This window comes from Pseudomonas sp. LB3P25 (assembly GCF_054897985.1).
In genome coordinates this window covers 1,090,946-1,115,866 of sequence record NZ_CM142711.1, presented here as the reverse complement: position 1 = coordinate 1,115,866, position 24,921 = coordinate 1,090,946, and the positions used below count along the sequence as shown (strand labels likewise).

Here is a 24,921-nt window from a genome sequence, read left to right as displayed (position 1 = left end):
GATCCGCGGGATCCGCGTCTCAGTCAAAACTGGGAATAATGTTGGCCTTGTCGATCATATCGATCGGCAACAGGAACTCATGGTCTTCTACCTGCACCACGACGTCCTGCTCTTCTACACCGCGCAGAAGGCCCTGAAAGTTGCGTCGGCCTTCAAAAGGCGAGCGCAGCTTGATCTTCACTTGTTCACCGGCAAATTTTGCAAACTGCTCAATAGTGAACAGCGGGCGTTCCATGCCAGGCGAGGAAACTTCAAGGGTGTATTCAACGGCGATCGGATCTTCAACATCCAGGACACCGCTGATCTGACGGCTGACAATGGCACAATCGTCCACCAGCACGCCGCCCTCTTTATCGATATAAACGCGCAACATTGAGTGGCGACCTTGAGCCGAAAACTCAATACCCCAGCATTCATAGCCTAGGGCCACGACCACCGGGGCCAGCAAGGCCTGCAACTCTTCTAGCTTGCTCGACACCTGAACCCCCTCGTGCATGTATGTGCATGCTGTGCAAAATAAAAAAATGGGCGAAACGCCCATCCTTGAAACGCCGTCGAACAGCGGCGTTGAAAGTGTCCAGCTAACAAAAAGCCCCTTAAAAGGGGCTCCTTAAACTGGTTGCGGGGGCCGGATTTGAACCGACGACCTTCGGGTTATGAGCCCGACGAGCTACCAGACTGCTCCACCCCGCGACAAAGCTGGGGCGGAAGTATACGACCGATCCCTGAAAGGGTCAATGTAACCTTCCACCTACAAGAAAGCCCGCAACAGCGGGCTCTCCTGATAATTGGTACCGAGAAGGGGACTCGAACCCCTACACCCTATGGGCACAACCACCTCAAGGTTGCGTGTCTACCAATTCCACCACCTCGGCAATACTACGTTTGAAACCCTTCTTACTTTTGCTCTTGAGCTGGAGGCACGTCAGTCGCTGGAGTAGCCGACTTTTGCTCTTGAAGCACCGGGACATCATCAGAAGCCGGTTGTTGCTTTGGAACTTCCAACACTGCCGGGTTTGGCAAACCTACTTGAGTCAGCTGATGAGCCTTCTCTTTAGCAAAGTAACCTAACCCTAAGCTGGTTATGAAGAAACCGGCGGCAAGTATAGCAGTAAACTTACTAAGAAAGGTAGAGGAACCTTGGCTTCCGAACACAGTATTTGAAGCACCTGCTCCGAAAGACGCGCCAGCATCCGCACCTTTACCCTGCTGCAGCAATACCAGAGCAACTACGCCCAATGCACCCAGCAGATGAAAAACGACTACGACTGTTTCCAGCATTTTTTCAGTTTCCCGCGGCGCGACAAATCGCACCGAACTCATCTGCATTCAGGGAAGCTCCACCAATGAGCCCCCCATCGATATCCGGCATGCCGAACAGTTCGACCGCATTGGCCGCCTTCACGCTGCCGCCGTATAGAAGCCGCACACCTTGTGCGACCTCAGAATTCTCTGCCGCCAACTGAGCGCGAATGGCTGCATGCACATCCTGCGCCTGTTGCGGCGAAGCAGTCAGCCCGGTACCAATGGCCCAGACCGGCTCGTAAGCGATTACTGCCTTTGCAAAGGCACCAACACCCAGCTCCTCTATGATACTGCCTAGCTGACGCCCGACAACCTCAAGAGTTTTTCCAGCCTCGCGCTCTTCGAGGGTTTCCCCTACGCACAACACCGGAATCAAGCCACTTGCCTGTGCCGCTGCGAACTTGCGAATCAGCATTCCGTCCTGCTCGCCCATTATCTGGCGGCGCTCGGAGTGCCCGACAAGTACAAAAGAACAGCCTGCATCCACCAACTGACTCGGCGCAACTTCACCGGTCAACGCACCTTGCGTGGATTCCACCGCAGAGTTCTGCGCGCCGACCGAAATCGACTTTTCCTTCAAGCCATCAATCACTTGATTGATATGCAAGCAAGGCGGGAATACCGCTACATCAACATCGCTCGGCAAGGCCAGATGACGAAGGCCATTGATCAGCTCAGCGACGCTGGCGCGGGTACCGTGCATCTTCCAGTTACCAGCTACCATAGGGCGACGCATGCTGTACCTCGTCGGTCAAAGTGGGCGCAGATGTTACCCAACACAATCATGGCTGGCAAGCCGAAATCAGGCAGAAACTTCAGTAACCAGTTTTGCCAGCTCTTCGGCGTAACCGCGAACCTGTGTTTCATCCTCGCCTTCGACCATGACCCGCACCAGCGGCTCCGTCCCGGACTTGCGCAACAGCACGCGCCCACGACCAGCCATAGCCTTGGTAACGCGCTCGCTGGCCTCTTTGACCGAGGGATGATCAAGGGGGCTCGCACCACCGCCGAAACGCACGTTGATCAGCACTTGAGGGCATTTGCGCAACGCCTGGCGCGATTGTGCCAGCCCCTCGGAACGGGTTTTTAGCGCCATCAATACCTGCAATGCGGCAATGATCGCGTCACCGGTGGTGGTGTGACTGAAGCAGACAATGTGTCCCGAGTTTTCACCGCCCACCAACCAATCACGCTCGAGCAACTCGGAGATGACGTAACGGTCACCAACATTGGCCCGCACAAAAGGGATTGCCAGATCCGCCAGGGCCAACTCCAGCCCCAGGTTACTCATCAGCGTACCGACCACACCACCCTGCAACTTGCCCTGCCCATGCAGGTCGCGAGCAATGATGAACAGCAACTCATCACCGTCGACGACAGTACCGGTATGATCAACCATCTGAACCCGATCACCATCACCGTCAAAGGCGATACCCAAATCAGCATGCTCGGCCAATACAGCAGCTTGCAGCGGCTCCATATGGGTCGAACCGCAATTGTCATTGATGTTCAAGCCGTTAGGATGAGCAGAAAGTACAACGACATCGGCCCCCAGCTCACGGAATACACTAGGCGCCACCTTGTAGGTCGCACCGTGAGCGCAGTCGATCACGATCTTCAGGCCAGCGAAGCTGGTACCGGTCGGGACGCTGCTTTTGCAGAATTCGATATAGCGGCCTGAAGCATCGTTGATGCGCGATACTTTGCCGATCTTGCTCGACTCAACCACGGTCATCGGGGTATCGAGCAATTCTTCGATCATATGCTCGACTTCATCCGGAAGCTTGGTGCCCTTCCCGGAGAAAAACTTGATGCCGTTGTCATCGTGAGGGTTGTGCGAGGCACTGATCACGATGCCCGCCTGGGCTTGGAAGGTACGCGTCAGGTAGGCGATGGCCGGTGTCGGCATCGGGCCCAGGAGCATGACATCGGCACCTGCCGACGTAAGTCCGGCCTCGAGCGCAGATTCGAACATATAACCGGAGATCCGAGTGTCCTTGCCCACCAACACCTTGCAGGCGCCCATTTTGCGGAACGCCATACCAGCAGCCCAGCCGAGCTTGAGCATGAAGTCAGGAGTAATCGGATATTCGCCGACCCGACCACGAATGCCGTCGGTACCAAAGTATTTCTTAGTCATAAGTACTCCATCATTCTTATTCGGCTGATTCCACTGCAGCGATCATCCGCACCACATCGACGGTTTCGGCCACATCATGGACGCGCAATATACGCGCCCCCTTGACCGAAGCCAGCGCTGCAAGCGCCAGACCGCCATGCAGGCGCTCGCCAACTGGACGATTCAATGCCTGACCTATCATGCTCTTTCGCGAGACCCCGACCAACAGGGGCCGCCCCAAGGCATGCAGGGCCTCCATATGCTTGAACAAGCTTAGATTGTGCTGCAAGGTTTTTGCGAAGCCAAAGCCCGGATCAAGGATGATCCGGTCCGCCGTAATTCCTACCGACGCACACTGAGCCATGCGCTCGGCGAGAAACTCGCCCACCTCTTTCGTGACGTCCTGATACTGCGGATTGTCCTGCATGTCGCCCGGCTCACCGAGCATATGCATCAGACAGACTGGCAGGCCAGTGGCCGCAGCCGCATCCAGAGCGCCATCGCGCCGCAGAGAGCGCACGTCATTGATCAACCCCGCGCCAAGTCGTGCGGCTTCGCGCATAACAGCTGGGGTGGAAGTGTCGACCGAGATAATTATATCCAGCTCACGGTGTATTCGCTCGACGACTGGAGCTACGCGCTCAAGCTCTTCCAGCGGTGAAACCACCCTGGCACCCGGCCGGGTCGATTCGCCACCGACATCAATCAACGTAGCGCCGGCCGCCACCATAGCCTCAGCGTGGCGCAAGGCCGCATCGAGCTGGCTATATTGGCCGCCATCAGAAAAGGAATCGGGAGTGACATTGAGAATACCCATGACGTGCGTCAGGGCTAAATCAAGAACCCGATTGCCGCAAGGCAACCGGGTCGAGGACTGAGCAGAAGTCATTTCAAACCTTAAACGTCAGCAGCCGGACCGCCGATCGGTGTTTCCGGACGCGGATCCTGTGCCACCGGAGGAGTTCCGGAGGTACCGGTGCCGCCTGACCAGTCGCGAGGCTCACGAGGTGTACGACCCGCCATGATGTCGTCGATCTGATCAGCGTCGATCGTTTCATACTTCATCAAGGCATCAGCCATGGCGTCGAGCTTGTCACGGTTATCGGTGAGGATCTGCTTGGCCGTGCCGTAGCACTGATCAATGATGCTGCGCACTTCGGAGTCGATCAACTTGGCTGTCTCACCGGAGAAGCTTGCACCCTGACCGCCACCGCCGCGACCGAGGAACACTTCGCCCTCTTCTTCTGCGTACATCAACGGACCGAGTTTTTCCGACAAGCCCCACTTGGTCACCATGTTCCGTGCAATCTGGCTGGCACGCATGATGTCGTTTGACGCACCGGTGGTGACGCCGTCGAAGCCCAAGGTCATTTCTTCAGCAATACGGCCGCCGTACAACGAGCAGATCTGGCTGATCAACGCGCGCTTGGACAGGCTATAACGATCTTCTTCCGGCAGGAACATGGTCACACCCAGCGCACGACCGCGCGGGATGATTGACACCTTGTAGACCGGGTCATGCTCAGGCACGACGCGCCCAACAATAGCGTGACCTGCTTCGTGGTAAGCGGTGTTCTGCTTCTCTTTCTCGGACATGACCATGGATTTGCGCTCGGCGCCCATCATGATCTTGTCTTTGGCCAATTCGAACTCTTTCATTTCGACGATGCGCTTGCCGGCACGGGCCGCGAACAACGAGGCCTCGTTCACCAGGTTAGCCAGGTCGGCACCGGAGAATCCAGGAGTACCACGAGCGATCACGGCCGGAGCGACGTCGTCGCCCATTGGCACTTTTCGCATGTGAACCTTGAGAATCTGCTCGCGACCACGGATATCCGGCAGACCGACGACAACCTGACGGTCGAAGCGGCCCGGACGCAGCAACGCAGGGTCCAGTACGTCCGGACGGTTGGTTGCAGCGATAACGATAATGCCGTCGTTCATTTCGAAGCCGTCCATCTCTACCAGCAACTGGTTGAGAGTCTGCTCGCGCTCATCGTGACCACCACCCATCCCGGCGCCACGATGACGACCGACGGCGTCGATTTCATCGATGAAGATGATGCATGGCGCGTGTTTCTTGGCCTGCTCGAACATGTCACGAACACGGCTGGCACCGACACCGACGAACATTTCGACAAAATCGGAACCGGAAATGGTGAAGAACGGTACTTTTGCTTCGCCGGCAATCGCTTTGGCCAGCAATGTTTTACCGGTACCTGGAGGCCCCACCATCAGCACGCCGCGTGGAATGCGGCCACCCAGACGCTGGAACTTGCCCGGATCACGCAGGAACTCGACCAACTCGCCGACTTCTTCCTTGGCTTCGTCGCAACCGGCAACGTCACCCAAGGTGGTTTTCACCTGATCCTCGGAGAGCAGGCGCGCCTTGCTCTTGCCGAAGCTCATCGGCCCACCCTTGCCACCTGCACCGCCCTGCATCTGCCGCATGAAGAACATGAACACGGCGATGATCACCAGGATCGGGAAGCTTGCGACCAGGAGCTGAGTCCAGATGCTTTGCTGTTCAGGCTGCTTGCCTTCGACTACGACATGATTGTCCACGAGGTCGCCGATCAGACCGTTGTCCTGGATTGCCGGACGAATGGTCTTGAAGCTGTCGCCGTCGTTGCGTTTGCCGGTAATCACGTAGCCGTCAACCGCTACGCGCTCGACCTTTCCATCCTTGACCTGCTGGATGAAGTCGGAATAGTTGAGGGTCTGCGGCTCGTTAGGGCTGGAGAAGTTGTTCATCACTGTCACCAGGACAGCCGCGATGATCAACCACAGGATCAGATTCTTTGCCATATCGTTCAATTAACTACCCTCTGAAGCAAGCTCCGCTAATGGCGCGCGCTTCGCATGATATTCACCGGCCTAACTTACTACATTACCTACGGCTCTGGCAGGCGCCGTCTGTAACCCTTTGTGAAACACTTTCTACACAATATTCGCTAATGCTCACGGGGCGAAATACGAAAAACCTATCGCCCCGGTCGAAAAACCTCTTATTCCTCACTGCGCCCGCGGAAACCACGACCCAGCAAGTACTGCTCACGGGAGCGATCGCGCGACGATTTCGGCTTGCGCGTCGTGACCTTCTCGAACTGCTTGCGCACGCTCTTGTGATATTCGTCGAAACCTTCACCCTGGAAGATCTTGATTAAAAAATCACCACCTGGCTTCAGCACCCGAGTGGCGAGGTCCAGTGCCAACTCGCACAGGAACATCGATCTCGGCATATCAACAGATGCCAGTCCACTCATATTGGGGGCCATATCGGAAATCACAAGGTCCACTTCTTTATTTCCGACCGCTTCGAGAATCTGCGCCAGCACGGCGTCCTCGGTAAAGTCGCCCTGAATGAAGGTCACATCAGGGATGCTGTCCATTTCAAGGATGTCGGAAGCGATCAGCGTACCTTGCCCGCCAATCAGACGACTGGTCACCTGGGACCAGCCACCTGGGGCGGCGCCCAAGTCGATCACGCTCATGCCTGGACGGATCAAACGGTCTCTTTCCTGAATCTCCAGCAGCTTGTAACTGGCACGGGAACGATACCCGTCTTTTTGCGCCATTTTCACGAATGGATCGTTGAAATGCTCTTGCAGCCATTTAAGACTTGTCTTGGAACGGGCCACGGGCCACCTCGAAAATAAAACGGGTCGTGATTAACTGGGCGGTCCCGGACTCGCTCGGGTAAACTGGCCGCCGCTTTTTACAAGATCAGACGCAGGGGTCAGATTATGCCGCTCACTCAAGAGCAGAAGAAACAGTACAAATCCATTGGCCACCATCTGAAACCAGTTTTGACTGTGGCTGACAACGGTTTGACTGAAGGTGTGTTAGCCGAACTTGAACGCGCTTTGGCGGATCACGAGCTGATTAAAATCAAGCTCAACATCCTCGATCGCGAGTCGCGCCTGGCGAACATTGCAGAACTGTGCAAGGTCGGCAAAGCGGACCTGGTTCAGGTCATCGGCAAGATGGCACTGATTTACCGCAAGAACTTCAGCGTCAACAAGCAGCTGTCGAACGTCCATCGCTTCAAGTGATGGCAAGGGTCAAGGGTGTGCTTCGCGCACCCTGCCACTCCACCCAGGCACCGGTTGCAACACCAGTACCAGCCCGGAAAAACCCAGAACAAGATAGCTGAACACCTGCCAACGCACTGCATCCGGCCAACCGAAGCGCACAGCGAAAAACATCGCACACGCATACAGCGCCATCATCAGCAGTTGCCCACGAATATCGCGCCATAGACTGGCAAGGCCCTCGGCCTGAACCAGCACCAAAGCCTGAAAAATCACACACGCCGTGGCAAATCCCACCATCAGCGCATTCAGCATGCCTGCAATTTCGTCGATCAGCAGCGGTGCCAGGCCAATCTGGCCCAGCACCGGCAGCAGACCGATGTGTAACAACCACAGGCCGCCAACCCACAACATCTGAGCCAGTTGCCAAAGCATGGCGCCCGCACGGAGCGGGCGCCTTCTTTCAGATGTGGCGGACTTCGACAATCTCATACTCGATAACGCCGCCAGGCGTTTTCACGGCAACCACATCACCCTCTTCCTTGGCAATCAAGGCGCGGGCCAATGGCGAACCTACCGAAATCTTGCCGAGCTTGAAGTCAGCTTCATCCTCACCAACGATGTGGTAGGTGACGCTTTCATCCGTCTCGACGTTGGCGATTTCAACGGTGGTGCCGAAGATCACTTTGCCGGTGTGAGGAATGGTCGTGACATCAATGATCACCGCGTTCTGCATGCGGCCTTCGATGTCGCGGATCCGTGCCTCGACCATACCTTGCTGCTCGCGAGCAGCGTGGTATTCGGCGTTTTCTTTCAAGTCACCCAACTCGCGGGCCGTACCGATGTCCTGGCTGAGCTTCGGACGGACGACCTTGGTCAGATGAGCGTGTTCTTCTTCCAGGGCTTTTGCGCCCTTGACGGTCATTGGGTATTTGATCATGCCTTCAATCCTGCGTGTAGATCCTGCAAGCGGCGCACGGTCTTCTCGGGACCGAACTTCAGCGCTTCGCAGATAGCTTCGCCAGCAGCAATGGTAGTGGTGCAGTAGATCTTGTGCTGCAAGGCATTACGACGAATGGAGTACGAATCAGCGATCGATTGACGACCTTCGGTGGTGTTGATGATCAGGGTGACTTCGTCATTCTTGATCATGTCGACCACGTGCGGACGACCTTCGGTCACCTTGTTCACACGACGCACTTTCAGGCCTGCGGCTTCGATCAGTTTGGCAGTACCGGCAGTGGCGACCACTTCGAAGCCCAAGTTGATCAGATCACGGGCCACGCCGGCAACCAGTGGTTTGTCGTCGTCACGCACGCTGATGAACGCGGTACCGCCGGTCGGCAGCACTTCGCTGGCGCCCATTTGGGCTTTGGCAAACGCTTCACCGAAGGTGTCGCCCACGCCCATCACTTCACCAGTGGACTTCATCTCAGGGCCCAGGATCGGGTCCACACCAGGGAATTTGGCGAATGGGAACACCGCCTCTTTCACACTGTAGAAGTTCGGAATGATTTCTTTGGTGAAGCCGATTTCCTTCAGGGTTTTACCGGCCATCACGCGAGCCGCGATCATTGCCAGGGAAACACCGATGCACTTCGACACGAACGGTACGGTACGGGAAGCGCGCGGGTTGACTTCAATGACGTAGATGTCTTCGCCTTGCAGCGCCAGCTGAACGTTCATCAGGCCGACAACGCCCAGTTCCAGGGCCATTTTCTTGACCTGTTCGCGCATCTCGTCCTGGATGTGAGCAGGCAGCGAGTACGGCGGCAGGGAGCACGCGGAGTCACCGGAGTGAACGCCGGCCTGCTCGATGTGCTGCATGATCGCGCCGATCACCACGTCGGTGCCGTCGCAGACCGCATCCACGTCCATTTCGATCGCGCAGTTGAGGAAGTGATCGAGCAGCACCGGGCTGTCGTTGGACACTTTCACCGCATCACGCAGGTAGCGCTTGAGCTCTTCTTCTTCGTAAACGATTTCCATCGCGCGGCCGCCCAGTACGTAGGACGGACGAACCACCAGCGGGTAACCGATCTTGCTGGCCGCACGAATCGCTTCGTCTTCGCTGCGCACGGTGGCGTTTGGCGGCTGACGCAGGTTCAGGCGCTCGACCATTTGCTGGAAGCGCTCACGGTCTTCGGCACGGTCGATGGCGTCAGGGCTGGTGCCGATAATTGGCACGCCAGCTTCTTCCAGGGCGCGAGCCAGTTTCAGCGGGGTTTGGCCGCCGTACTGGACGATCACGCCTTTTGGTTTCTCGACGCGGACGATTTCCAGTACGTCTTCCAGGGTGACTGGCTCGAAGTACAGGCGATCGGAGGTGTCGTAGTCGGTGGATACGGTTTCCGGGTTGCAGTTGACCATGATGGTCTCGTAACCATCTTCGCGCAGGGCCAGTGCCGCGTGTACGCAGCAGTAGTCGAACTCGATGCCCTGACCGATACGGTTAGGACCGCCGCCGAGGATCATGATCTTGTCGCGGCCCGACGGCGCAGCTTCACACTCTTCCTCATACGTCGAGTAGAGGTAAGCGGTATCGGTGGCGAACTCGGCCGCGCAGGTGTCAACGCGCTTGTAGACCGGGAAAATCTCAAGCTTGTGACGGTGGCGACGCAGAGCCTTCTCGGTCACGCCCAGCAGCTTGGCCAGACGCATGTCGGAGAAGCCTTTGCGCTTGAGGCGGAACATCACGTCGCGGTCGATGCTGGCCAGACCCAGGGTCTTGACCCTCTCTTCTTCCTTGATCAGATCTTCGATCTGCACCAGGAACCACGGGTCGATCATGTTCATGCCGAAGATGTCTTCGACCGACAGGCCGGCACGGAAGGCGTCAGCCACGTACCAGATACGCTCTGCACCCGGCACGGTCAGTTCGCGCTTGAGGATGCTCATGCTTTCCGGATTGCTCAGGTCGAGCTTCTCGTCCAGGCCGCAAACGCCCACTTCCAGACCGCGCAGGGCTTTCTGCAGGGATTCCTGGAAAGTCCGGCCGATTGCCATGACTTCACCGACCGACTTCATTTGAGTGGTCAGGCGCGCGTCGGCTTTCGGGAATTTCTCGAAGGCGAAGCGTGGCAGCTTGGTCACGACGTAGTCGATGGACGGCTCGAAGGATGCAGGAGTAGCGCCGCCGGTGATTTCGTTCTGCAGCTCGTCCAGGGTGTAGCCGATTGCCAGCTTGGCAGCGATACGCGCAATCGGGAAACCAGTGGCTTTCGAGGCCAGTGCCGAAGAGCGGGATACACGCGGGTTCATCTCGATCACGACCATACGGCCAGTGTCCGGGCAGATGCCAAACTGAACGTTGGAGCCGCCGGTTTCCACGCCGATCTCACGCAGCACCGCCAACGAGGCGTTACGCATGATCTGGTATTCCTTGTCCGTCAGGGTTTGTGCCGGAGCAACAGTGATCGAGTCACCGGTGTGCACGCCCATCGGGTCAAAGTTTTCGATGGAGCAGACGATGATGCAGTTGTCCTTCTTATCGCGGACAACCTCCATCTCGTATTCTTTCCAGCCGATCAGGGATTCGTCGATCAGCAGTTCTTTGGTCGGCGACAGGTCTAGGCCGCGAGCGCAGATTTCTTCGAACTCTTCACGGTTGTAAGCGATACCGCCACCGGTGCCGCCCATGGTGAAGGACGGACGAATGATGCACGGGAAGCCGAGCTTTTCGAGGACCGCGTTGGCCTCTTCCATGCTGTGGGCGATACCCGAACGCGGGCAGTCCAGGCCGATGGATTTCATCGCCTTGTCGAAGCGCGAACGGTCTTCAGCCTTGTCGATGGTGTCAGCGTTGGCGCCGATCATCTCTACGCCGAACTTCTCCAGAACGCCTTCGCGCTCCAGATCCAGTGCGCAGTTCAGAGCGGTCTGGCCACCCATGGTCGGCAGCAGCGCGTCCGGACGCTCTTTCTCGATGATCTTGGCAACGGTCTGCCACTTGATCGGTTCGATGTAGGTGGCGTCGGCCATGTCCGGGTCGGTCATGATGGTCGCTGGGTTGGAGTTCACCAGGATGACGCGGTAACCCTCCTCGCGCAGGGCTTTACAGGCCTGGGCGCCGGAGTAGTCGAATTCGCAAGCCTGGCCGATCACGATCGGGCCAGCGCCGAGAATCAGGATGCTTTTAATGTCTGTACGTTTTGGCATGGGTTTGTCACTCAAATCCGCAGGTCAGTCGGCAAGCCGTCTTGTTCAATCTTTGAAGACCTGAGGGGGCCACCGTGTGTCGGGACCGCCCTCAAGCTTTGCTACATCAAGGCGAGCGATTAGCGTCGCTTGGCCATTTCGTTGATGAAGCGATCAAACAGTGGTGCTACGTCGTTCGGGCCAGGGCTGGCTTCAGGGTGACCCTGGAAGCTGAAGGCGCTCTTGTCGGTACGCTCGATACCTTGCAGGGTGCCGTCGAACAGCGATTTGTGGATCGCCCGGACGTTGGCTGGCAGGGTCGTTTCGTCTACCGCAAAACCGTGGTTCTGGCTGGTGATCATCACCACACCGGTATCCAGATCCTGGACCGGGTGGTTGGCACCATGGTGGCCGTGACCCATTTTCAGGGTCTTGGCACCGGAAGCCAGAGCCAGCAGCTGGTGACCAAGGCAGATGCCGAAGACCGGAATTTCGGTTTCCAGCACATCTTTGATCGCCTGGATCGCGTAGTCGCAAGGCTCCGGGTCACCAGGGCCGTTGGACAGGAACACGCCGTCCGGCTTCAATGCCAGCGCTTCAGCAGCGGGTGTCTGTGCCGGCACCACGGTCACGCGGCAACCGCGCTCGACCAGCATGCGCAGGATGTTCAGCTTGACGCCGTAGTCGTAGGCAACCACGTGGTACGGCAGCTCAGAGGCTGAGAGGGTCGCGTGGCTGTCGGTTTTCAAATCCCAGACAGTCGAGCGCCACTCGTATTTCTCTTTGGTGCTGACGACTTTCGCCAGGTCCATGCCTTTGAGGCCAGGGAAACCCTGGGCGGCGGCGATGGCAGCTTCTTCGGAAATGTTGTCACCGGCCATGATGCAGCCGTTCTGCGCGCCTTTTTCACGCAGGATGCGTGTCAGGCGGCGAGTGTCGATACCGGCGATTGCCACAACATTGTTGGCTTTCAGGTAGTCGGACAGAGACATCGTGTTACGCCAGTTGCTCGCAACCAGTGGCAGGTCGCGGATAACCAGACCCGCAGACCAGACGCGGTCGGACTCGGCGTCTTCCGGCGTGGTGCCGGTGTTGCCGATGTGCGGGTAAGTCAGGGTAACAATCTGTTGGGCGTAGGAAGGATCGGTAAGGATTTCCTGATAGCCGGTCATTGCGGTGTTGAACACCACCTCACCAACGGTTTGACCGTCGGCTCCAATGGCTTCGCCGCGAAAAATGCTGCCATCAGCAAGGGCGAGTATGGCTGGCTTAGTCAAGAAGACCTCCCGTAAATAAAGCCTGAAAGGGCGATCGCAGGTTGTAAAAAAGCGGAGTGACGTATGGACACGTCACCCCGCTTCTTCACCGAATAATTCTGCGCGCTTTTAGTGGACACACTAAAGCTGTAGCTTACAGAAAAAGGCATTTTTGGTCTACCGCCAATGAGCCTTAAAGGCCGGGGAATGCGACAGGACGTCGCTTGGCGTAATAAAACCGGGCCCAAACACTGTGTTGGAACCCGATTTCGGAGGCATCTTAACGCAAGTCGAGCACGTCTTGCATGTCGTAAAGACCCGGCTCACGGCTATCCAGCCACAACGCAGCACGCACCGCGCCCTTCGCGAAGGTCATGCGACTGGACGCCTTGTGAGTGATCTCCAGTCGCTCACCCTCACAGGCGAACAGCACCGTATGATCGCCAACCACATCACCGCCGCGAACAGTGGCAAAGCCGATCGTTTCACGCTCGCGAGCGCCGGTATGGCCTTCCCGACCATAGACCGCCACCTTCTGCAGATCACGATCCAGGGCGCTTGCGATGACTTCACCCATGCGCAGAGCCGTACCTGAAGGCGCATCGATCTTGTGCCGATGATGAGCCTCGATGATTTCGATATCCGCCTCATCACCCAGCACACGAGCAGCCATGTCGAGCAGCTTCAGCGACAGGTTTACACCGACACTGAAATTGGCCGCGAACACAATCGGAATATCCTTGCCGGCCTCAGCCAGCAACTGCTTCTGCGCGGCGTCCAGCCCCGTCGTGCCGATCACCATGGCCTTGCCCGCCTTACGGCAGAACGCCAGGTTTTTCAGCATGACTTCCGGGAGCGTAAAGTCGATCAACACGTCGAACTCATCAGCCACCGCGTCCAGATTGCCGGACAGCGGCACACCGATACGCCCCAGCGAGGCCAGCTCACCGGCATCCACGCCAATCAGCGTGCTGCCGGGGCGTACGATGGCTGCCGTCAACCCGGTCAGCGGCGCCCGCTGCTGCACTGCTTCGACCAGGATCTTGCCCATGCGCCCGGCAGCGCCCATCACAGCTATACGTCGCATGCGGACTCCTTACAAATCGCCAAAGAAGCGCTTCACGCCTTCGAACCAACCGGTGGTTTTCGGCGAATGGCTGTTGTCATCCGCCAAGGAGCTGCGGAACTCTTCCAGCAATTCGCGCTGACGACGACCCAGATTGACCGGGGTTTCAACCGCCACACGGCACATCAAGTCACCGGCACCGCCGCCGCGCACTGGCGCAACGCCCTTGCCGCGAACACGGAACTGCTTGCCGGTCTGAGTCCCTTCAGGGATTTTCAGTTTGACTCGACCATCGAGGGTCGGAATCTCCAGCTCGCCACCCAGCGCAGCATCGACAAAACTGATCGGCACTTCGCAGAACAGGTGCTTGCCATCGCGCTGGAAGATCGCGTGCTCACGCACATTGATCACCACGTACAGGTCGCCAGTCGGGCCACCCTGAGCACCCGCCTCGCCTTCGCCGGACAGACGAATGCGGTCACCGGTATCGACACCGGCCGGCACTTTCACCGAGAGGGTTTTGTACTCTTCGACACGGCCTTGGCCGTCGCAGGAGTTGCACGGATCAGAAATGATCTTGCCTTGGCCATGGCAGCGCGGGCAGGTTTGCTGCACCGAGAAGAAGCCTTGCTGCATGCGCACCTGGCCGATACCGCCGCACGTCGGACAGGTAACCGGCGAGGAGCCTTTCTTGGCACCCGAACCGTCGCACGGCTTGCAGTTGACCAATGTCGGAACGCGGATATTCACGGTCGTACCGCGCACCGCTTCTTCCAGATTCAGTTCCAGGGTGTAACGCAAGTCGCTGCCGCGCTGAGCGCCGCCACGGGAACCGCCGCGACCGCCGCCGAAGAAGTCACTGAAGACATCACCAAAGATATCGGAGAAGTTCTGACCGCCAAACCCCGCACCGCCGCCGCCCATGCTCGGGTCGACACCGGCATGACCGTACTGGTCGTACGCCGCGCGTTTGCTGGAATCGGACAGTACTTCGTAGGCCTCGTTGGCCTCTTTGAACATATCTTCCGACGCTTTGTCATCGGGATTACGGTCCGGGTGGTGCTTCATCGCCAGGCGACGGTAGGCCTTTTTCAGGTCTGCTTCGCTTGAGCCACGCTCAACACCCAATACTTCGTAATAGTCACGCTTTGCCATAAGTCTTTGCACTCTTAAGGACGTTCAGCAAACCTCTCCTGAGCCTCGCCAAACTCGTTGAGCCCCAATACAGGCCCGGACCCAACTCACGTCAATTCAACGATCCTGGTCTTTGATTCAATGCGGTACTTTCGGCTCGAAAAGCAGGAGCATTTCCGGCCATACCGCCAACACACGAGCCTTGTCGCATGCTGTAAAAATTCGCTAACTCCAGACACGCCAACGCGGGAGCAAGCTCCCGCGCGGCGACATCCTACCAGTCACCGCCTGAAGGCAGTCAACCGGGCGACCAACAACTTACTTGTGGTCTTTGACTTCTTCGAACTCGGCATCGACAACGTCGTCTGCTTTTTCAGCTTTTTCGTCGTGCGGCGCCGCGCCTTCAGCAGGCTGAGCCTGTTCGGCGTACATCTTCTGCGCCACGGGAGCGGAGACTTTCGACAGCTCTTCAACCTTGGCTTCGATTGCAGCTTTGTCGTCGCCTTTAATAGCGGCTTCCAGAGCAACAACAGCAGCTTCAATTGCAGTCTTCTCTTCAGCGCTCACTTTGTCGCCAGCGTCAGCGACCATTTTGCGCGTCGAGTGAACCAGCGCATCGCCCTGGTTGCGAGCGGTTGCCAGCTCTTCGAACTGGCGATCTGCGTCGACGTTGGCTTCAGCATCGCGAATCATCTGCTGAATCTCTTCCTCGGACAGACCCGAGTTAGCCTTGATCACGATCGACTGAGTCTTGCCGGTAGCCTTGTCTTTGGCGCCTACGTGCAGAATGCCGTTGGCGTCGATGTCGAAGGTCACTTCAATTTGTGGTACGCCACGTGGTGCTGGTGGAATCTCGGCCAGGTCGAACTTGCCCAAAGACTTGTTCTGAGCAGCTTGCTTACGCTCACCTTGCAGCACGTGAATGGTCACAGCGCCCTGGTTGTCGTCAGCAGTCGAGAACACTTGCGATTTCTTGGTAGGAATCGTGGTGTTTTTCTCGATCAGCGCAGTCATCACGCCACCCATGGTTTCGATACCCAGGGTCAGCGGGCTGACGTCGAGCAGCAGAACGTCTTTCACATCACCGGCCAATACTGCGCCCTGGATAGCAGCACCCATGGCAACGGCTTCGTCCGGGTTCACGTCTTTACGTGCTTCTTTACCGAAGAATTCGGTCACCAGCTTCTGAACCAGTGGCATACGGGTCTGGCCGCCGACCAGGATCACGTCATTGATGGCGCCAATGTCGATGCCGGAGTCTTTCAGAGCGATGCGGCAAGGTTCGATGGTGCGTTGAACCAGGTCTTCTACCAGCGCTTCGAGCTTGGCGCGGGAGATTTTCACGTTCAAGTGCTTAGGACCGGTGGCGTCTGCAGTGATGTACGGCAGGTTCACGTCGGTCGACATGCTCGAGGACAGTTCGATCTTGGCTTTTTCAGCGGCTTCTTTCAGGCGCTGCATGGCCAGCGGGTCACCCTTGAGGTTCATGCCGCTTTCTTTCTTGAATTCGTCAACGAGGTAGTCGATCAGACGAATGTCAAAGTCTTCACCGCCCAGGAACGTGTCGCCGTTGGTGGCCAACACTTCGAACTGGTGCTCACCATCGACTTCAGCGATTTCGATCACGGAAACGTCGAAAGTACCGCCACCCAAGTCGTAAACGATCACGGTGTGGTCGCCCTTGGCCTTGTCCATACCGTAGGCCAGAGCGGCTGCGGTTGGTTCGTTGATGATACGTTTTACGTCCAGGCCCGCGATGCGACCGGCGTCTTTGGTGGCTTGACGCTGGCTGTCGTTGAAGTAGGCCGGAACGGTGATCACCGCTTCGGTCACTGGCTCGCCGAGGTAGTCTTCGGCGGTCTTCTTCATTTTCTTCAGAATTTCAGCCGAGATTTGTGGCGGCGACATTTTCTGGCCGTTCACTTCAACCCACGCATCACCGTTGTCAGCCTTGGCGATTTTGTACGGGACCATCTTGATGTCTTTCTGTACGACTTCTTCTTCGAACTTACGACCGATCAGACGCTTCACCGCATACAGGGTGTTGTGCGGATTGGTCACAGCCTGACGCTTGGCCGACTGGCCTACGAGAATTTCGCCATCGTTGGCATAAGCGATGATCGACGGCGTGGTACGCGCGCCTTCAGCGTTTTCAATAACTTTGGCCTTGCCGTTTTCAAGCACGGAGACGCAGGAGTTGGTAGTCCCCAGGTCGATACCGATAATTTTGCCCATGTTCACTCTCCCGAAACTTTGGATTTGGTTGCCGCAGCAGTGGTGGCTAACTGCGGTAGCACTTAAACGCTTGACTTCTAAATGGGGGCCTTGCGGCTAATTTCAAGCCTGCTCGTCAATCGAAGGCGAAACCGGTGCCGGGGCCTTGCTGACCACGACCATGGCCGGGCGCAGCAGGCGACCGTTGAGCTGATAGCCCTTCTGGAACACCTTGAGCACGCTGTTCGGCTCGACGTCGGCGCTTTCCTGCATGGCCATTGCCTGATGCTGAACGGCGTTGAACGGTTCGCCATGCGGATCGATCGCTTCCAGCTGATAACGCTTCAGGGTGTCCTGGAACATTTTCAGGGTCAGCTCGATGCCTTCGCGCATTGGACGGATGCTTTCGTCATCCGGGCTGGACAACTCCAGACCGCGCTCCAGGCTGTCGATGATCGGCAACAAGTCACCGGCGAATTTCTCCAGTGCAAACTTGTGAGCCTTTTCTACATCCTGCTCGGCGCGACGGCGGACGTTCTGCAGATCAGCCGCTACACGCAAAGCCTGATCATGAGCGCCAGCCAATTGCTCTTCGAGCACTTGAACACGAGCCGCCAGTTCATCACCCGAATCCTGGGCAGCCTGATCGGCGTCTAGATTTTGCGTATCCACTGTCTGTTCGTCAGCCATAGATTTCTCCTTTCAATATCGTCCGCGAGCTCAACTCGCGCTTCTGCCCAGCTATATGGGGCCGCAAAATTCAGCTTCAAGGGGCGCTTATTGATTAACCCTACAAAAAACAGCTGCATTGTCATTCCCGGGCGCACTAAGGATTTCGTCGGATCAAGCAAATCGAGCTAAGGGAGGGCATTGTCAGCCAGAAACAAAACACTGTATAAATAACCAGACCTAAAGCCTGGGAGCGGCCTTTATGCTGGTGCACCTGTCCGTACATAACTACGCCATCGTTGAACATCTCGATCTTGAACTCGATCGCGGGATGAGCGTGATCACAGGGGAGACCGGCGCCGGCAAGTCGATCATGCTCGACGCCCTCGGCCTGACCCTGGGCGATCGCGCCGACAGCGGCGTGGTGCGTCCCGGCGCAGACAAGGCCGATATCCTGGCAACCTTCGATCTGGTCGATATTCCGGAAGCCAGCGCCTGGCTGACCGAGCGCGACCTGGAGAGTGACGGCCCGTGCATCCTGCGCCGGGTGATCACCGCCGAAGGACGCTCGCGTGGCTATATCAACGGCACGCCTTGCCCCCTCGGCGACCTCAAAGCCCTGGGCGAGCTGCTGATCGATATCCACAGTCAGCATGAACACCAATCCCTGCTCAAGACCGACACGCACCGCCGTCTGCTCGACGAGTACGCCGGCGCAACGGACCTTGCCCGTCAGGTACATCTGGCCGCCCAGCGCTGGCGCCAGACCCGCCAGGAGCTGGAACGCCTTTCCAACTCCGGCGACGAGCAGCGCGCCCGCCATCAATTGCTCAGCTATCAACTCGAAGAGCTGGAAAACCTCGGCCTCGGCGAAAACGAGCTAGAGCAGCTGGAGCAGGAACACAAGAACCTGACCAACGCCGAAACCCTGCTGGGCATTTGCCGGCAGGTGGTCGAGCAATGCAGCGAAAGTGATTCCGGGAATGTGCTGAACGCCCTCACCGCCAGCCTCAACCGCCTTTCGAGCGTCAACAACTCGATTGGGGCCCTGGGTGAAGCCAGCAGCCTGCTGACCAGCGCGCAGATACAGGTCGAAGAAGCCGTGGGAGAACTGAACCGCTTCCTTGATAACTTCGATGCCGATCCAGCGCGCCTTCAGTACCTGGAGGAACGCCTTGACGCGATCTATACCATGGCGCGCAAACACCGCATCCAGCCGACCGAAGTGGCCGAGATGCAGCAGCGCTTGCTGGATGAAATTGAAACCCTGAACGCCAACGACGAATCCATCGAGCGACTGAGCGATGAACTGGCGTCCTATGCCCGCCATTATCAGGAGAAGGCTCGTGAGCTGAGCGACTTGCGCCATCAGGCGTCGAGCAGCCTGGCTAGCGCCGTGGAGCAGGAAATCCAGCGACTGGGCATGCCCGGTGGGCGCTTCACCATCGAGCTGCGCCCCAACAGTAGTGATGAACTGCTGCCCAACGGCCTTGAGCAGGTAGAGCTGCTGGTGAGTGCTAACCCCGGCCAGCCATTAAAAGCCCTGGCCAAAGTAGCCTCCGGCGGCGAGCTGTCACGGATCAGCCTGGCGATTCAGGTGATCACCGCGCAGACCTCCCGCGTACCGACGCTGGTGTTCGACGAAGTGGACGTGGGCATCGGCGGCCCGACCGCCGAGATTGTAGGTCAGTTGCTGCGTCGACTTGGGGAGCGCGGACAGGTATTGACGGTAACTCACTTGCCGCAAGTAGCAGCGCAGGGTCATCAACATCTATTCGTACACAAAGTGCGCGGCGAGGATGCCACTCACACGGCCGTCTCCAAGCTGAGCAAGAATGATCGTGTCGAAGAAGTGGCGCGGATGCTGGGCGGTATCGACCTCACCAAGGAATCCCTGGCTCACGCCAGGAAAATGGTCGTCACTGCGAAAATTTAAGACTGGCAGAAAGCACGAAGGCGACCCTGGGGTCGCCTTCGCTCGTTTCGCGAACCTTAGGTTCGCGCGACATGCTTACTTTTTCTTGCGCACGTACAGTACAAGGTTGTGATCAACCATCTCGAAGCCATACTTGTCGACGATTGCCTTCTGTAGACGCTCGATTTCTTCGTCGAAGAATTCGATCACCTCACTGGTCTCGACGTTGACCATATGGTCGTGATGCTTGCCGTCGTCCAGTTCGAAGACCGCATGGCCTCCGTCGAAGTTGTGCCGCACCACAAGGCCAGCTGCCTCGAACTGAGTCAGAACACGGTAAACCGTGGCCAGACCGACGTCCTCACCAGCCTCCATCAGCGCCTTGTAGACATCCTCGGCACTCATGTGGCGTTGCTCGGCGGAATCGAGCATTTGCAGAATCTTGACCCGTGGAAGGGTCACTTTGAGGCCGGCTTTGCGTAGTTCGCTATTTTCAACCATGGTCAGCTTTCTCGCGATGCTGCTTCGCAGCTTCTCTTAATGCGGGTATGATCGGCGTTTACGTTGTCCCAGCCAAGATAGTGGAAGTCGCCCACCGATGCAAAACACCAAGCTCTTGCTAACCAGTTTCACCTTTGTGGGACTGCTCGCACTCGCCGGTTGTTCATTCCCCGGGGTTTACAAAATCGACATCCAGCAGGGCAATGTCGTCACGCAGGACATGATAGACCAGTTACGCCCGGGAATGACCCGCAAGCAAGTACGGTTTATCATGGGCAACCCCCTGTTGACCGACACGTTCCATGCCGATCGCTGGGATTACTTGTACAGCCTGCAACCCGGTGGCGGTGAACGCCAACAGGAACGCATTAGCGTTATCTTCAACCCAAATGACCAGCTTGTCAGCCTCTCTGGTGATTTCATGCCAGGCGTGAGCCGCGACGAAGCCATTCTCGGCAAGGACAACGGCACTACAGTTGCTGCGCCAGCAGAAAACGCCGAGAAGCCAAAACCGGAGAAACCGGTCAAGCCAGGTTCGTTGCTGGATCAGATCCAGAAGGACGTCGACGGTGTAGAAACCGTTCCGGTCCCGACTCCAGAACCTCTGGAAACCTCGCCGCAATAATTTGCGACGCAATAAAAAACCCGGCATGTCCGGGTTTTTTATTGTCCAGCATTTGAGCGAATCACTGATTCCGGGCTTTGGCCTCAGCAGCCTTGGCGGCGCGCAACCGGCGAACCTCTTTCGGATCAGCCAGCAATGGCCGGTATATCTCGATGCGATCTCCAGCCTGGACAAGATGATTGTCCGGATCAGCGATCACTTTGCCGAAGATCCCCACCGGGCAACCGGCCAGATCCAGCTCCGCAAACGCCTCGCCGATGCCTGACTTCAGCAAGGCCGCCCGTACAGTTGTTCCTGCCGGCACCGACACCGCCACAAGCACCTGACGATCAATGGCGGCATAGACCACTTCAACGTTGATCACAGCCTTAACCATGCATCTGTTTGGCGCGCTGGCAGAAAGCATCCATCAGCGTATTGGCCGCCTGATTGAACAACGGCCCCAAGGTAGCGCGAACAATCGGCCCGGCGTAATCGAACGACAGGTCCAGACTGATCTTGCAGGCCTTCTCCCCCAACGGCTTGAACACCCACACGCCATGCAACTGGTTGAACGGACCTTCCTCAAGGTTCATCTCAATCGAATGTCCGGGCACCAAGGTATTTCGAGTCACGAAATGCTGACTGAGCCCCCCCTTGGCCACACCTACGCTGGCGCGCATATGCTCAGGAGAGCTTTCCAGCACTTCGGCCGACGAGCACCACGGCAGGAATTCCGGATAACGCGCCACGTCGTTGACCAGGTCATACAGCGCTTGTGCCGGGTATGGCAGCAGAGCCGAACGTTGAATGTGTGTCGTCATGTCAGCGTCACTTCCACAGCTGGGCGGCAAACACTACGAGAATGCCGATGGGCGCCACATAGCGCATCAAGAACAGGGACAGGGCGAACAATACCGGACTGCGGATCGACAACTCGTCGCGTACCGCTTCACGGCCCATCACCCAGCCTGCAAAAACCACGAAACACAAACCACCGAGTGGCAACATGATCCGCGAGGTGAAGAAATCAATCACACCAAAGAAATCCAGACCGCTCGCCGCACCCCATTGATAGAGGTGGAACAAACCGCCTTCGTTCACGAAAAATTTGGCTTCCTTCCAGATATTGAAGGAGAACACCGTGCCCAGACCGACGAACCAGCAGGTGAATGCCAGCCAGAAGGTGACCCACGCGCGGCTGACTTTCGTGCGTTCAACCAGGTAAGCCACCATCGGTTCGAGCAGAGAAATTGCCGAACTCCAGGCTGCAATCGCCACCAGCACGAAGAACACTACGCCCATCAACTGGCCGAACGCTACGTTACCAAAGGCAAAGGGCAAGCTGACAAACATCAGGCCGGGGCCTTCGCTCGGGTTCAGGCCCGCGGCAAACACAATCGGAAACAATGCCAGACCAGCGACCAGGGAAACGAAGGTATCGAGCAATGCCACGCCGACGATGGTGCCGGAAATCGATGAGTTCTTCGGCATGTAGGCGCCGTAGATCATGATCGAACCGACACCCACGCTCAGGGAAAAAAACGCGTGTCCCATGGCGGGCAGCAAGCCGTCGAGTACCTTTTCCGGGTGGAAGTCGAACATAAAATGCACGCCTTCCATGAAATGGCCGGTGGTCATGCTGTAGCCCAGCAGAACAATCACCATCACGAACAGCAGCGGCATCATGATCCGCAGGCTGCGCTCCAGGCCGGCGACCACGCCCTTGGCGATGACCACGGCCGACAGCAGCATGAAAATCGTGTGCCAAAGTGTCAGGCGCCACGGGTCAGAGATAACGTTGCCAAAGTACGCGCCGACCTGATCAGCCGTCACACCCTGGAAGTCACCGCGGCCCATGTCGATGATGTAATCCAGCGACCAGCCGCCCACGACACTGTAGAAAGACAGGATCAACAACGCCGTGATCATCCCGGCAAATGCGCCCCAGGACCATTTCGCCGAATGCCCGGCTTCCAGCGCCAAGACCCTCAAGGCGTTGGCCGGACTCTGCCGCGCGCGGCGGCCGATCAGGGTTTCTGCCAGCATGACCGGCACACCGATCAGCGCGATACAAGCCAGGAACATCAGCACAAAGGCGCCGCCGCCGTAGACGCCAACCATGTACGGGAATTTCCAGATACTACCCAGGCCCACGGCCGAACCGGTCGCGGCGAGTATGAAGACCCAGCGACTAGCCCAACTGCCGTGGACAGAAACCTTGTCTGTCGACATCGTTATCACGCCCAAGCGTTCAAAAAAGAGGCCGCATTGTCCGGGATTCAATCAACCTGCTCAAGCACGTAGCGATACCGTAGCCGACTCGCGTGCAACTCCCTATAATGCCGCCCCTATGGCTAAACAGAAGAAACACCCAACAGGGACCATCGCGCAAAACAAAAAGGCGCGACACGATTACTTCATCGAGCATAAGTTCGAGGCTGGTCTGGTCCTGGCCGGCTGGGAAGTAAAAAGTCTGCGGGCAAGCAAGCTACAACTGGTCGACAGTTACGTGCTGCTCAAGGATGGCGAAGCCTGGCTGCTCGGCAGCCACATTACGCCGCTGATGACCGCCAGCACCCACGTCATCGCTGATCCGACCCGCACCCGAAAATTGCTGCTCAACCGGCGCGAGCTGGAAAAGCTGGCCGCTGCCGTGCAGCAAAAAGGTTACGCCTGCGTGTGCCTGTCCTGGTACTGGAGCAAGCACATGGTCAAGTGCGAGATCGCTCTGGGCAAGGGCAAGAAGGAATACGACAAACGCGATACCGAACGCGAACGCGACGCCGGTCGCGAGTTGCAGCGCGCGGTGCGCAACAAGGGCAAGGAAGATTAATCTTTCGGCCTGATTGTGGCGAGGGAGCTCGCTCCCGCTGGGGTGCGAAGCAGCCCTCGCTTGAAGACTGCCGGCGACTGCTGCGCAGTCGAGCGGGAGCAAGCTCCCTCGCCACAGTCATCCCTACATCCCCTTGCGCCGCTCCGCCCGGGCCATGCGCTGCACTTCCTGACGCACTTCTTCCAGCACTTCCTGCACATACAAAATGTGTCGACTGGAGACTTCTCGCGCCTGCTCTGCCCTTCCTTCGATAATCGCCAGGTACAACTCACGATGCTGGGTGATCAGCATGTCGCGGGTCTCGGTACGCTGTTTATACATCCCGCCGATATTGGTCACCACGTTGCGTTTGAGCAGGTCGAACAACCCGCGAATGGTGTGCAGCAACACCGCGTTGTGACTGGCCTCAGCAATTGCCAGATGGAAATTCGCATCCGCTGCGCCCTCTTCCGCACGGCTCACTTCGTCATGACGCGTATAGCAGTCCTGCAATTCGTTGAAGGCCGCGGTCAGCCGCTCGCGGTCAACGTCCGTAGCACGCATGGCGGCGTAATAGGCGCAGGAGGCTTCCAGGGTGTGACGAAATTCCAGCAGATCGCGCTGCGCTTCAGGGTTGCTTTCCAGCAGATGCAGCAGCGGATCGCTGAAGGTTGACCCCAGCGACTCCACCACATAATTACCGCCACCCTGGCGACTGACCAGCAAGCCCTTGGCCGCCAGTTTCTGAATCGCTTCGCGCAACGAAGGGCGTGACACGCCGAACTGCTCGGCCAACGCGCGTTCGGCCGGCAAGCGCTCACCCGCCTTCAGCGTGCCCTCGAGAATCATCCCCTCGAGCTGCTCGACAATGTCGTCAGACAAACGGCGCTGACGAATCTGATCAAACCCCATAACTCATTTCTCCACGATCCCGACGGCTCGCCGGGCTCTCTATTCTGGCCTATCAGCGCTGTATCAGCACCTGCCAGACGACATGTCGTCGAGCGGACCAGAGGACCTCTGCACCGCCTATTCGACAAAAGTTTCAGGACGGCAAATTGACACGCCGCTTACAAGGCTTTTACTCTAGCCAACAGCGATTGTAAATTGGTATTACCAATTATCCAAGAACGCTGACCAGTGCCTGACCAA

At 57.6% G+C, this 24,921-nt stretch carries 24 protein-coding genes and 2 tRNA genes; 4 read left to right on the top strand and 22 right to left on the bottom strand.

Annotation, left to right across the window (positions count from 1 at the left end):
• Positions 1-19: 19 nt before the first annotated feature.
• The 9 genes from rimP to rlmE form a co-directional block, all read right to left on the bottom strand.
• Positions 20-478 (bottom strand): ribosome maturation factor RimP, encoded by a 459-nt coding sequence (rimP, locus tag ACYZTW_RS04815; protein WP_010463487.1) that lies wholly within the window; start codon positions 476-478, stop codon positions 20-22.
• Positions 479-616: 138 nt separating this feature from the next.
• Positions 617-693, bottom strand: a tRNA-Met gene (locus ACYZTW_RS04810).
• 96 nt (positions 694-789) lie between these two features.
• Positions 790-875: transfer RNA gene (locus tag ACYZTW_RS04805), tRNA-Leu, on the bottom strand.
• A 22-nt stretch (positions 876-897) separates the two neighbouring features.
• A complete protein-coding gene (gene secG / locus ACYZTW_RS04800; protein ID WP_017336473.1) occupies positions 898-1,281 on the bottom strand; it encodes a preprotein translocase subunit SecG in 384 nt (127 codons plus the stop codon).
• Between the two features lie 4 nt (positions 1,282-1,285).
• Entirely contained in the window at positions 1,286-2,041 is a 756-nt protein-coding gene (gene tpiA / locus ACYZTW_RS04795; protein WP_462003950.1) for a triose-phosphate isomerase, read from the bottom strand.
• Between the two features lie 66 nt (positions 2,042-2,107).
• On the bottom strand, positions 2,108-3,445 hold the full coding sequence (gene glmM / locus ACYZTW_RS04790) for a phosphoglucosamine mutase (protein ID WP_462003949.1): 1,338 nt from the start codon (positions 3,443-3,445) through the stop codon (positions 2,108-2,110).
• Between the two features lie 16 nt (positions 3,446-3,461).
• Positions 3,462-4,313: a dihydropteroate synthase gene (gene folP, locus ACYZTW_RS04785; RefSeq protein ID WP_462003948.1), complete on the bottom strand. Its 852-nt coding sequence runs from the start codon at positions 4,311-4,313 to the stop codon at positions 3,462-3,464.
• Between the two features lie 8 nt (positions 4,314-4,321).
• Positions 4,322-6,232, bottom strand: coding sequence for an ATP-dependent zinc metalloprotease FtsH (ftsH, locus tag ACYZTW_RS04780; RefSeq protein WP_033053619.1), 1,911 nt, complete (start codon positions 6,230-6,232; stop codon positions 4,322-4,324).
• 200 nt (positions 6,233-6,432) lie between these two features.
• On the bottom strand, positions 6,433-7,065 hold the full coding sequence (gene rlmE / locus ACYZTW_RS04775) for a 23S rRNA (uridine(2552)-2'-O)-methyltransferase RlmE (RefSeq protein WP_201114939.1): 633 nt from the start codon (positions 7,063-7,065) through the stop codon (positions 6,433-6,435).
• A gap of 105 nt (positions 7,066-7,170) precedes the next feature.
• Here rlmE and ACYZTW_RS04770 point away from each other — a divergent pair, with 105 nt between their 5' ends.
• A complete protein-coding gene (locus tag ACYZTW_RS04770) occupies positions 7,171-7,479 on the top strand; it encodes a YhbY family RNA-binding protein (RefSeq protein WP_008005472.1) in 309 nt (102 codons plus the stop codon).
• Between the two features lie 9 nt (positions 7,480-7,488).
• Here the strand turns inward: ACYZTW_RS04770 and ACYZTW_RS04765 are convergent, their stop codons facing one another.
• The 8 genes from ACYZTW_RS04765 to grpE all read right to left on the bottom strand — a co-directional run bounded on the left by ACYZTW_RS04765 (position 7,489) and on the right by grpE (position 17,955).
• On the bottom strand, positions 7,489-7,893 hold the full coding sequence (locus tag ACYZTW_RS04765; RefSeq protein ID WP_462003947.1) for an MFS transporter: 405 nt from the start codon (positions 7,891-7,893) through the stop codon (positions 7,489-7,491).
• Between the two features lie 28 nt (positions 7,894-7,921).
• The gene (greA, locus tag ACYZTW_RS04760; RefSeq protein ID WP_046045786.1) at positions 7,922-8,398 is read right to left on the bottom strand and encodes a transcription elongation factor GreA; all 477 of its coding nucleotides are present in this window, start codon (positions 8,396-8,398) and stop codon (positions 7,922-7,924) included.
• Positions 8,395-11,616, bottom strand: coding sequence for a carbamoyl-phosphate synthase large subunit (gene carB, locus ACYZTW_RS04755; RefSeq protein ID WP_462003946.1), 3,222 nt, complete (start codon positions 11,614-11,616; stop codon positions 8,395-8,397). Before carB ends, greA begins: the two co-directional genes overlap by 4 nt.
• Positions 11,617-11,735: 119 nt before the next feature.
• Complete coding sequence (gene carA / locus ACYZTW_RS04750; protein WP_462003945.1) at positions 11,736-12,872, bottom strand: glutamine-hydrolyzing carbamoyl-phosphate synthase small subunit; 1,137 nt, start codon at positions 12,870-12,872, stop codon at positions 11,736-11,738.
• Between the two features lie 259 nt (positions 12,873-13,131).
• Positions 13,132-13,938: a 4-hydroxy-tetrahydrodipicolinate reductase gene (dapB, locus tag ACYZTW_RS04745; RefSeq protein ID WP_462003943.1), complete on the bottom strand. Its 807-nt coding sequence runs from the start codon at positions 13,936-13,938 to the stop codon at positions 13,132-13,134.
• Positions 13,939-13,947: 9 nt separating this feature from the next.
• Complete coding sequence (gene dnaJ / locus ACYZTW_RS04740) at positions 13,948-15,072, bottom strand: molecular chaperone DnaJ (protein ID WP_461996934.1); 1,125 nt, start codon at positions 15,070-15,072, stop codon at positions 13,948-13,950.
• Between the two features lie 297 nt (positions 15,073-15,369).
• Positions 15,370-17,286, bottom strand: a complete 1,917-nt coding sequence (gene dnaK / locus ACYZTW_RS04735; RefSeq protein WP_462003942.1) for a molecular chaperone DnaK — start codon at positions 17,284-17,286, stop codon at positions 15,370-15,372.
• 102 nt (positions 17,287-17,388) lie between these two features.
• Entirely contained in the window at positions 17,389-17,955 is a 567-nt protein-coding gene (gene grpE, locus ACYZTW_RS04730) for a nucleotide exchange factor GrpE (RefSeq protein WP_033058135.1), read from the bottom strand.
• 241 nt (positions 17,956-18,196) lie between these two features.
• Here grpE and recN point away from each other — a divergent pair, with 241 nt between their 5' ends.
• Complete coding sequence (gene recN / locus ACYZTW_RS04725; protein WP_462003941.1) at positions 18,197-19,870, top strand: DNA repair protein RecN; 1,674 nt, start codon at positions 18,197-18,199, stop codon at positions 19,868-19,870.
• Positions 19,871-19,945: 75 nt separating this feature from the next.
• Here the strand turns inward: recN and fur are convergent, their stop codons facing one another.
• Entirely contained in the window at positions 19,946-20,350 is a 405-nt protein-coding gene (gene fur / locus ACYZTW_RS04720) for a ferric iron uptake transcriptional regulator (RefSeq protein WP_003197684.1), read from the bottom strand.
• Between the two features lie 97 nt (positions 20,351-20,447).
• Here fur and ACYZTW_RS04715 point away from each other — a divergent pair, with 97 nt between their 5' ends.
• Positions 20,448-20,975, top strand: a complete 528-nt coding sequence (locus tag ACYZTW_RS04715) for an outer membrane protein assembly factor BamE (protein ID WP_462003940.1) — start codon at positions 20,448-20,450, stop codon at positions 20,973-20,975.
• Positions 20,976-21,036: 61 nt separating this feature from the next.
• On the opposite strand, the gene ACYZTW_RS04710 is transcribed toward ACYZTW_RS04715, so the two are convergent.
• The 3 genes from ACYZTW_RS04710 to ACYZTW_RS04700 are packed head-to-tail and all read right to left on the bottom strand — an operon-like array spanning position 21,037 to position 23,189.
• The gene (locus ACYZTW_RS04710) at positions 21,037-21,351 is read right to left on the bottom strand and encodes an RnfH family protein (protein WP_462003939.1); all 315 of its coding nucleotides are present in this window, start codon (positions 21,349-21,351) and stop codon (positions 21,037-21,039) included.
• The gene (locus ACYZTW_RS04705) at positions 21,344-21,778 is read right to left on the bottom strand and encodes a type II toxin-antitoxin system RatA family toxin (protein ID WP_462003938.1); all 435 of its coding nucleotides are present in this window, start codon (positions 21,776-21,778) and stop codon (positions 21,344-21,346) included. The genes ACYZTW_RS04710 and ACYZTW_RS04705 overlap by 8 nt, the downstream gene beginning before the upstream one ends.
• A 7-nt stretch (positions 21,779-21,785) precedes the next feature.
• Complete coding sequence (locus tag ACYZTW_RS04700; RefSeq protein WP_462003937.1) at positions 21,786-23,189, bottom strand: sodium-dependent transporter; 1,404 nt, start codon at positions 23,187-23,189, stop codon at positions 21,786-21,788.
• 118 nt (positions 23,190-23,307) lie between these two features.
• Between ACYZTW_RS04700 and smpB the strand changes: the two genes are divergently transcribed.
• Positions 23,308-23,790, top strand: coding sequence for an SsrA-binding protein SmpB (gene smpB, locus ACYZTW_RS04695; protein WP_007900551.1), 483 nt, complete (start codon positions 23,308-23,310; stop codon positions 23,788-23,790).
• A 123-nt stretch (positions 23,791-23,913) separates the two neighbouring features.
• Here smpB and ACYZTW_RS04690 read toward each other — a convergent pair whose 3' ends face one another.
• Complete coding sequence (locus ACYZTW_RS04690; protein WP_462003936.1) at positions 23,914-24,681, bottom strand: GntR family transcriptional regulator; 768 nt, start codon at positions 24,679-24,681, stop codon at positions 23,914-23,916.
• Positions 24,682-24,921 lie beyond the last annotated feature (240 nt).

What these genes read in the sequence shown, in the direction of transcription:
- secG (WP_017336473.1), bottom strand. Translation starts at nt 1,281, where the DNA reads ATGCTGGAAACAGTCGTAGTCGTTTTTCATCTGCTGGGTGCATTGGGC.
- ACYZTW_RS04710 (WP_462003939.1), bottom strand. Translation starts at nt 21,351, where the DNA reads ATGGTTAAGGCTGTGATCAACGTTGAAGTGGTCTATGCCGCCATTGAT.
- ACYZTW_RS04715 (WP_462003940.1), top strand. Translation starts at nt 20,448, where the DNA reads ATGCAAAACACCAAGCTCTTGCTAACCAGTTTCACCTTTGTGGGACTG.
- dnaJ (WP_461996934.1), bottom strand. Translation starts at nt 15,072, where the DNA reads ATGGCAAAGCGTGACTATTACGAAGTATTGGGTGTTGAGCGTGGCTCA.
- folP (WP_462003948.1), bottom strand. Translation starts at nt 4,313, where the DNA reads ATGACTTCTGCTCAGTCCTCGACCCGGTTGCCTTGCGGCAATCGGGTT.
- dapB (WP_462003943.1), bottom strand. Translation starts at nt 13,938, where the DNA reads ATGCGACGTATAGCTGTGATGGGCGCTGCCGGGCGCATGGGCAAGATC.
- glmM (WP_462003949.1), bottom strand. Translation starts at nt 3,445, where the DNA reads ATGACTAAGAAATACTTTGGTACCGACGGCATTCGTGGTCGGGTCGGC.
- smpB (WP_007900551.1), top strand. Translation starts at nt 23,308, where the DNA reads ATGGCTAAACAGAAGAAACACCCAACAGGGACCATCGCGCAAAACAAA.
- greA (WP_046045786.1), bottom strand. Translation starts at nt 8,398, where the DNA reads ATGATCAAATACCCAATGACCGTCAAGGGCGCAAAAGCCCTGGAAGAA.
- ACYZTW_RS04705 (WP_462003938.1), bottom strand. Translation starts at nt 21,778, where the DNA reads ATGACGACACACATTCAACGTTCGGCTCTGCTGCCATACCCGGCACAA.
- ACYZTW_RS04690 (WP_462003936.1), bottom strand. Translation starts at nt 24,681, where the DNA reads ATGGGGTTTGATCAGATTCGTCAGCGCCGTTTGTCTGACGACATTGTC.
- fur (WP_003197684.1), bottom strand. Translation starts at nt 20,350, where the DNA reads ATGGTTGAAAATAGCGAACTACGCAAAGCCGGCCTCAAAGTGACCCTT.
- ACYZTW_RS04765 (WP_462003947.1), bottom strand. Translation starts at nt 7,893, where the DNA reads ATGCTTTGGCAACTGGCTCAGATGTTGTGGGTTGGCGGCCTGTGGTTG.
- ACYZTW_RS04700 (WP_462003937.1), bottom strand. Translation starts at nt 23,189, where the DNA reads ATGTCGACAGACAAGGTTTCTGTCCACGGCAGTTGGGCTAGTCGCTGG.
- tpiA (WP_462003950.1), bottom strand. Translation starts at nt 2,041, where the DNA reads ATGCGTCGCCCTATGGTAGCTGGTAACTGGAAGATGCACGGTACCCGC.
- ACYZTW_RS04770 (WP_008005472.1), top strand. Translation starts at nt 7,171, where the DNA reads ATGCCGCTCACTCAAGAGCAGAAGAAACAGTACAAATCCATTGGCCAC.
- carB (WP_462003946.1), bottom strand. Translation starts at nt 11,616, where the DNA reads ATGCCAAAACGTACAGACATTAAAAGCATCCTGATTCTCGGCGCTGGC.
- dnaK (WP_462003942.1), bottom strand. Translation starts at nt 17,286, where the DNA reads ATGGGCAAAATTATCGGTATCGACCTGGGGACTACCAACTCCTGCGTC.
- grpE (WP_033058135.1), bottom strand. Translation starts at nt 17,955, where the DNA reads ATGGCTGACGAACAGACAGTGGATACGCAAAATCTAGACGCCGATCAG.
- ftsH (WP_033053619.1), bottom strand. Translation starts at nt 6,232, where the DNA reads ATGGCAAAGAATCTGATCCTGTGGTTGATCATCGCGGCTGTCCTGGTG.
- recN (WP_462003941.1), top strand. Translation starts at nt 18,197, where the DNA reads ATGCTGGTGCACCTGTCCGTACATAACTACGCCATCGTTGAACATCTC.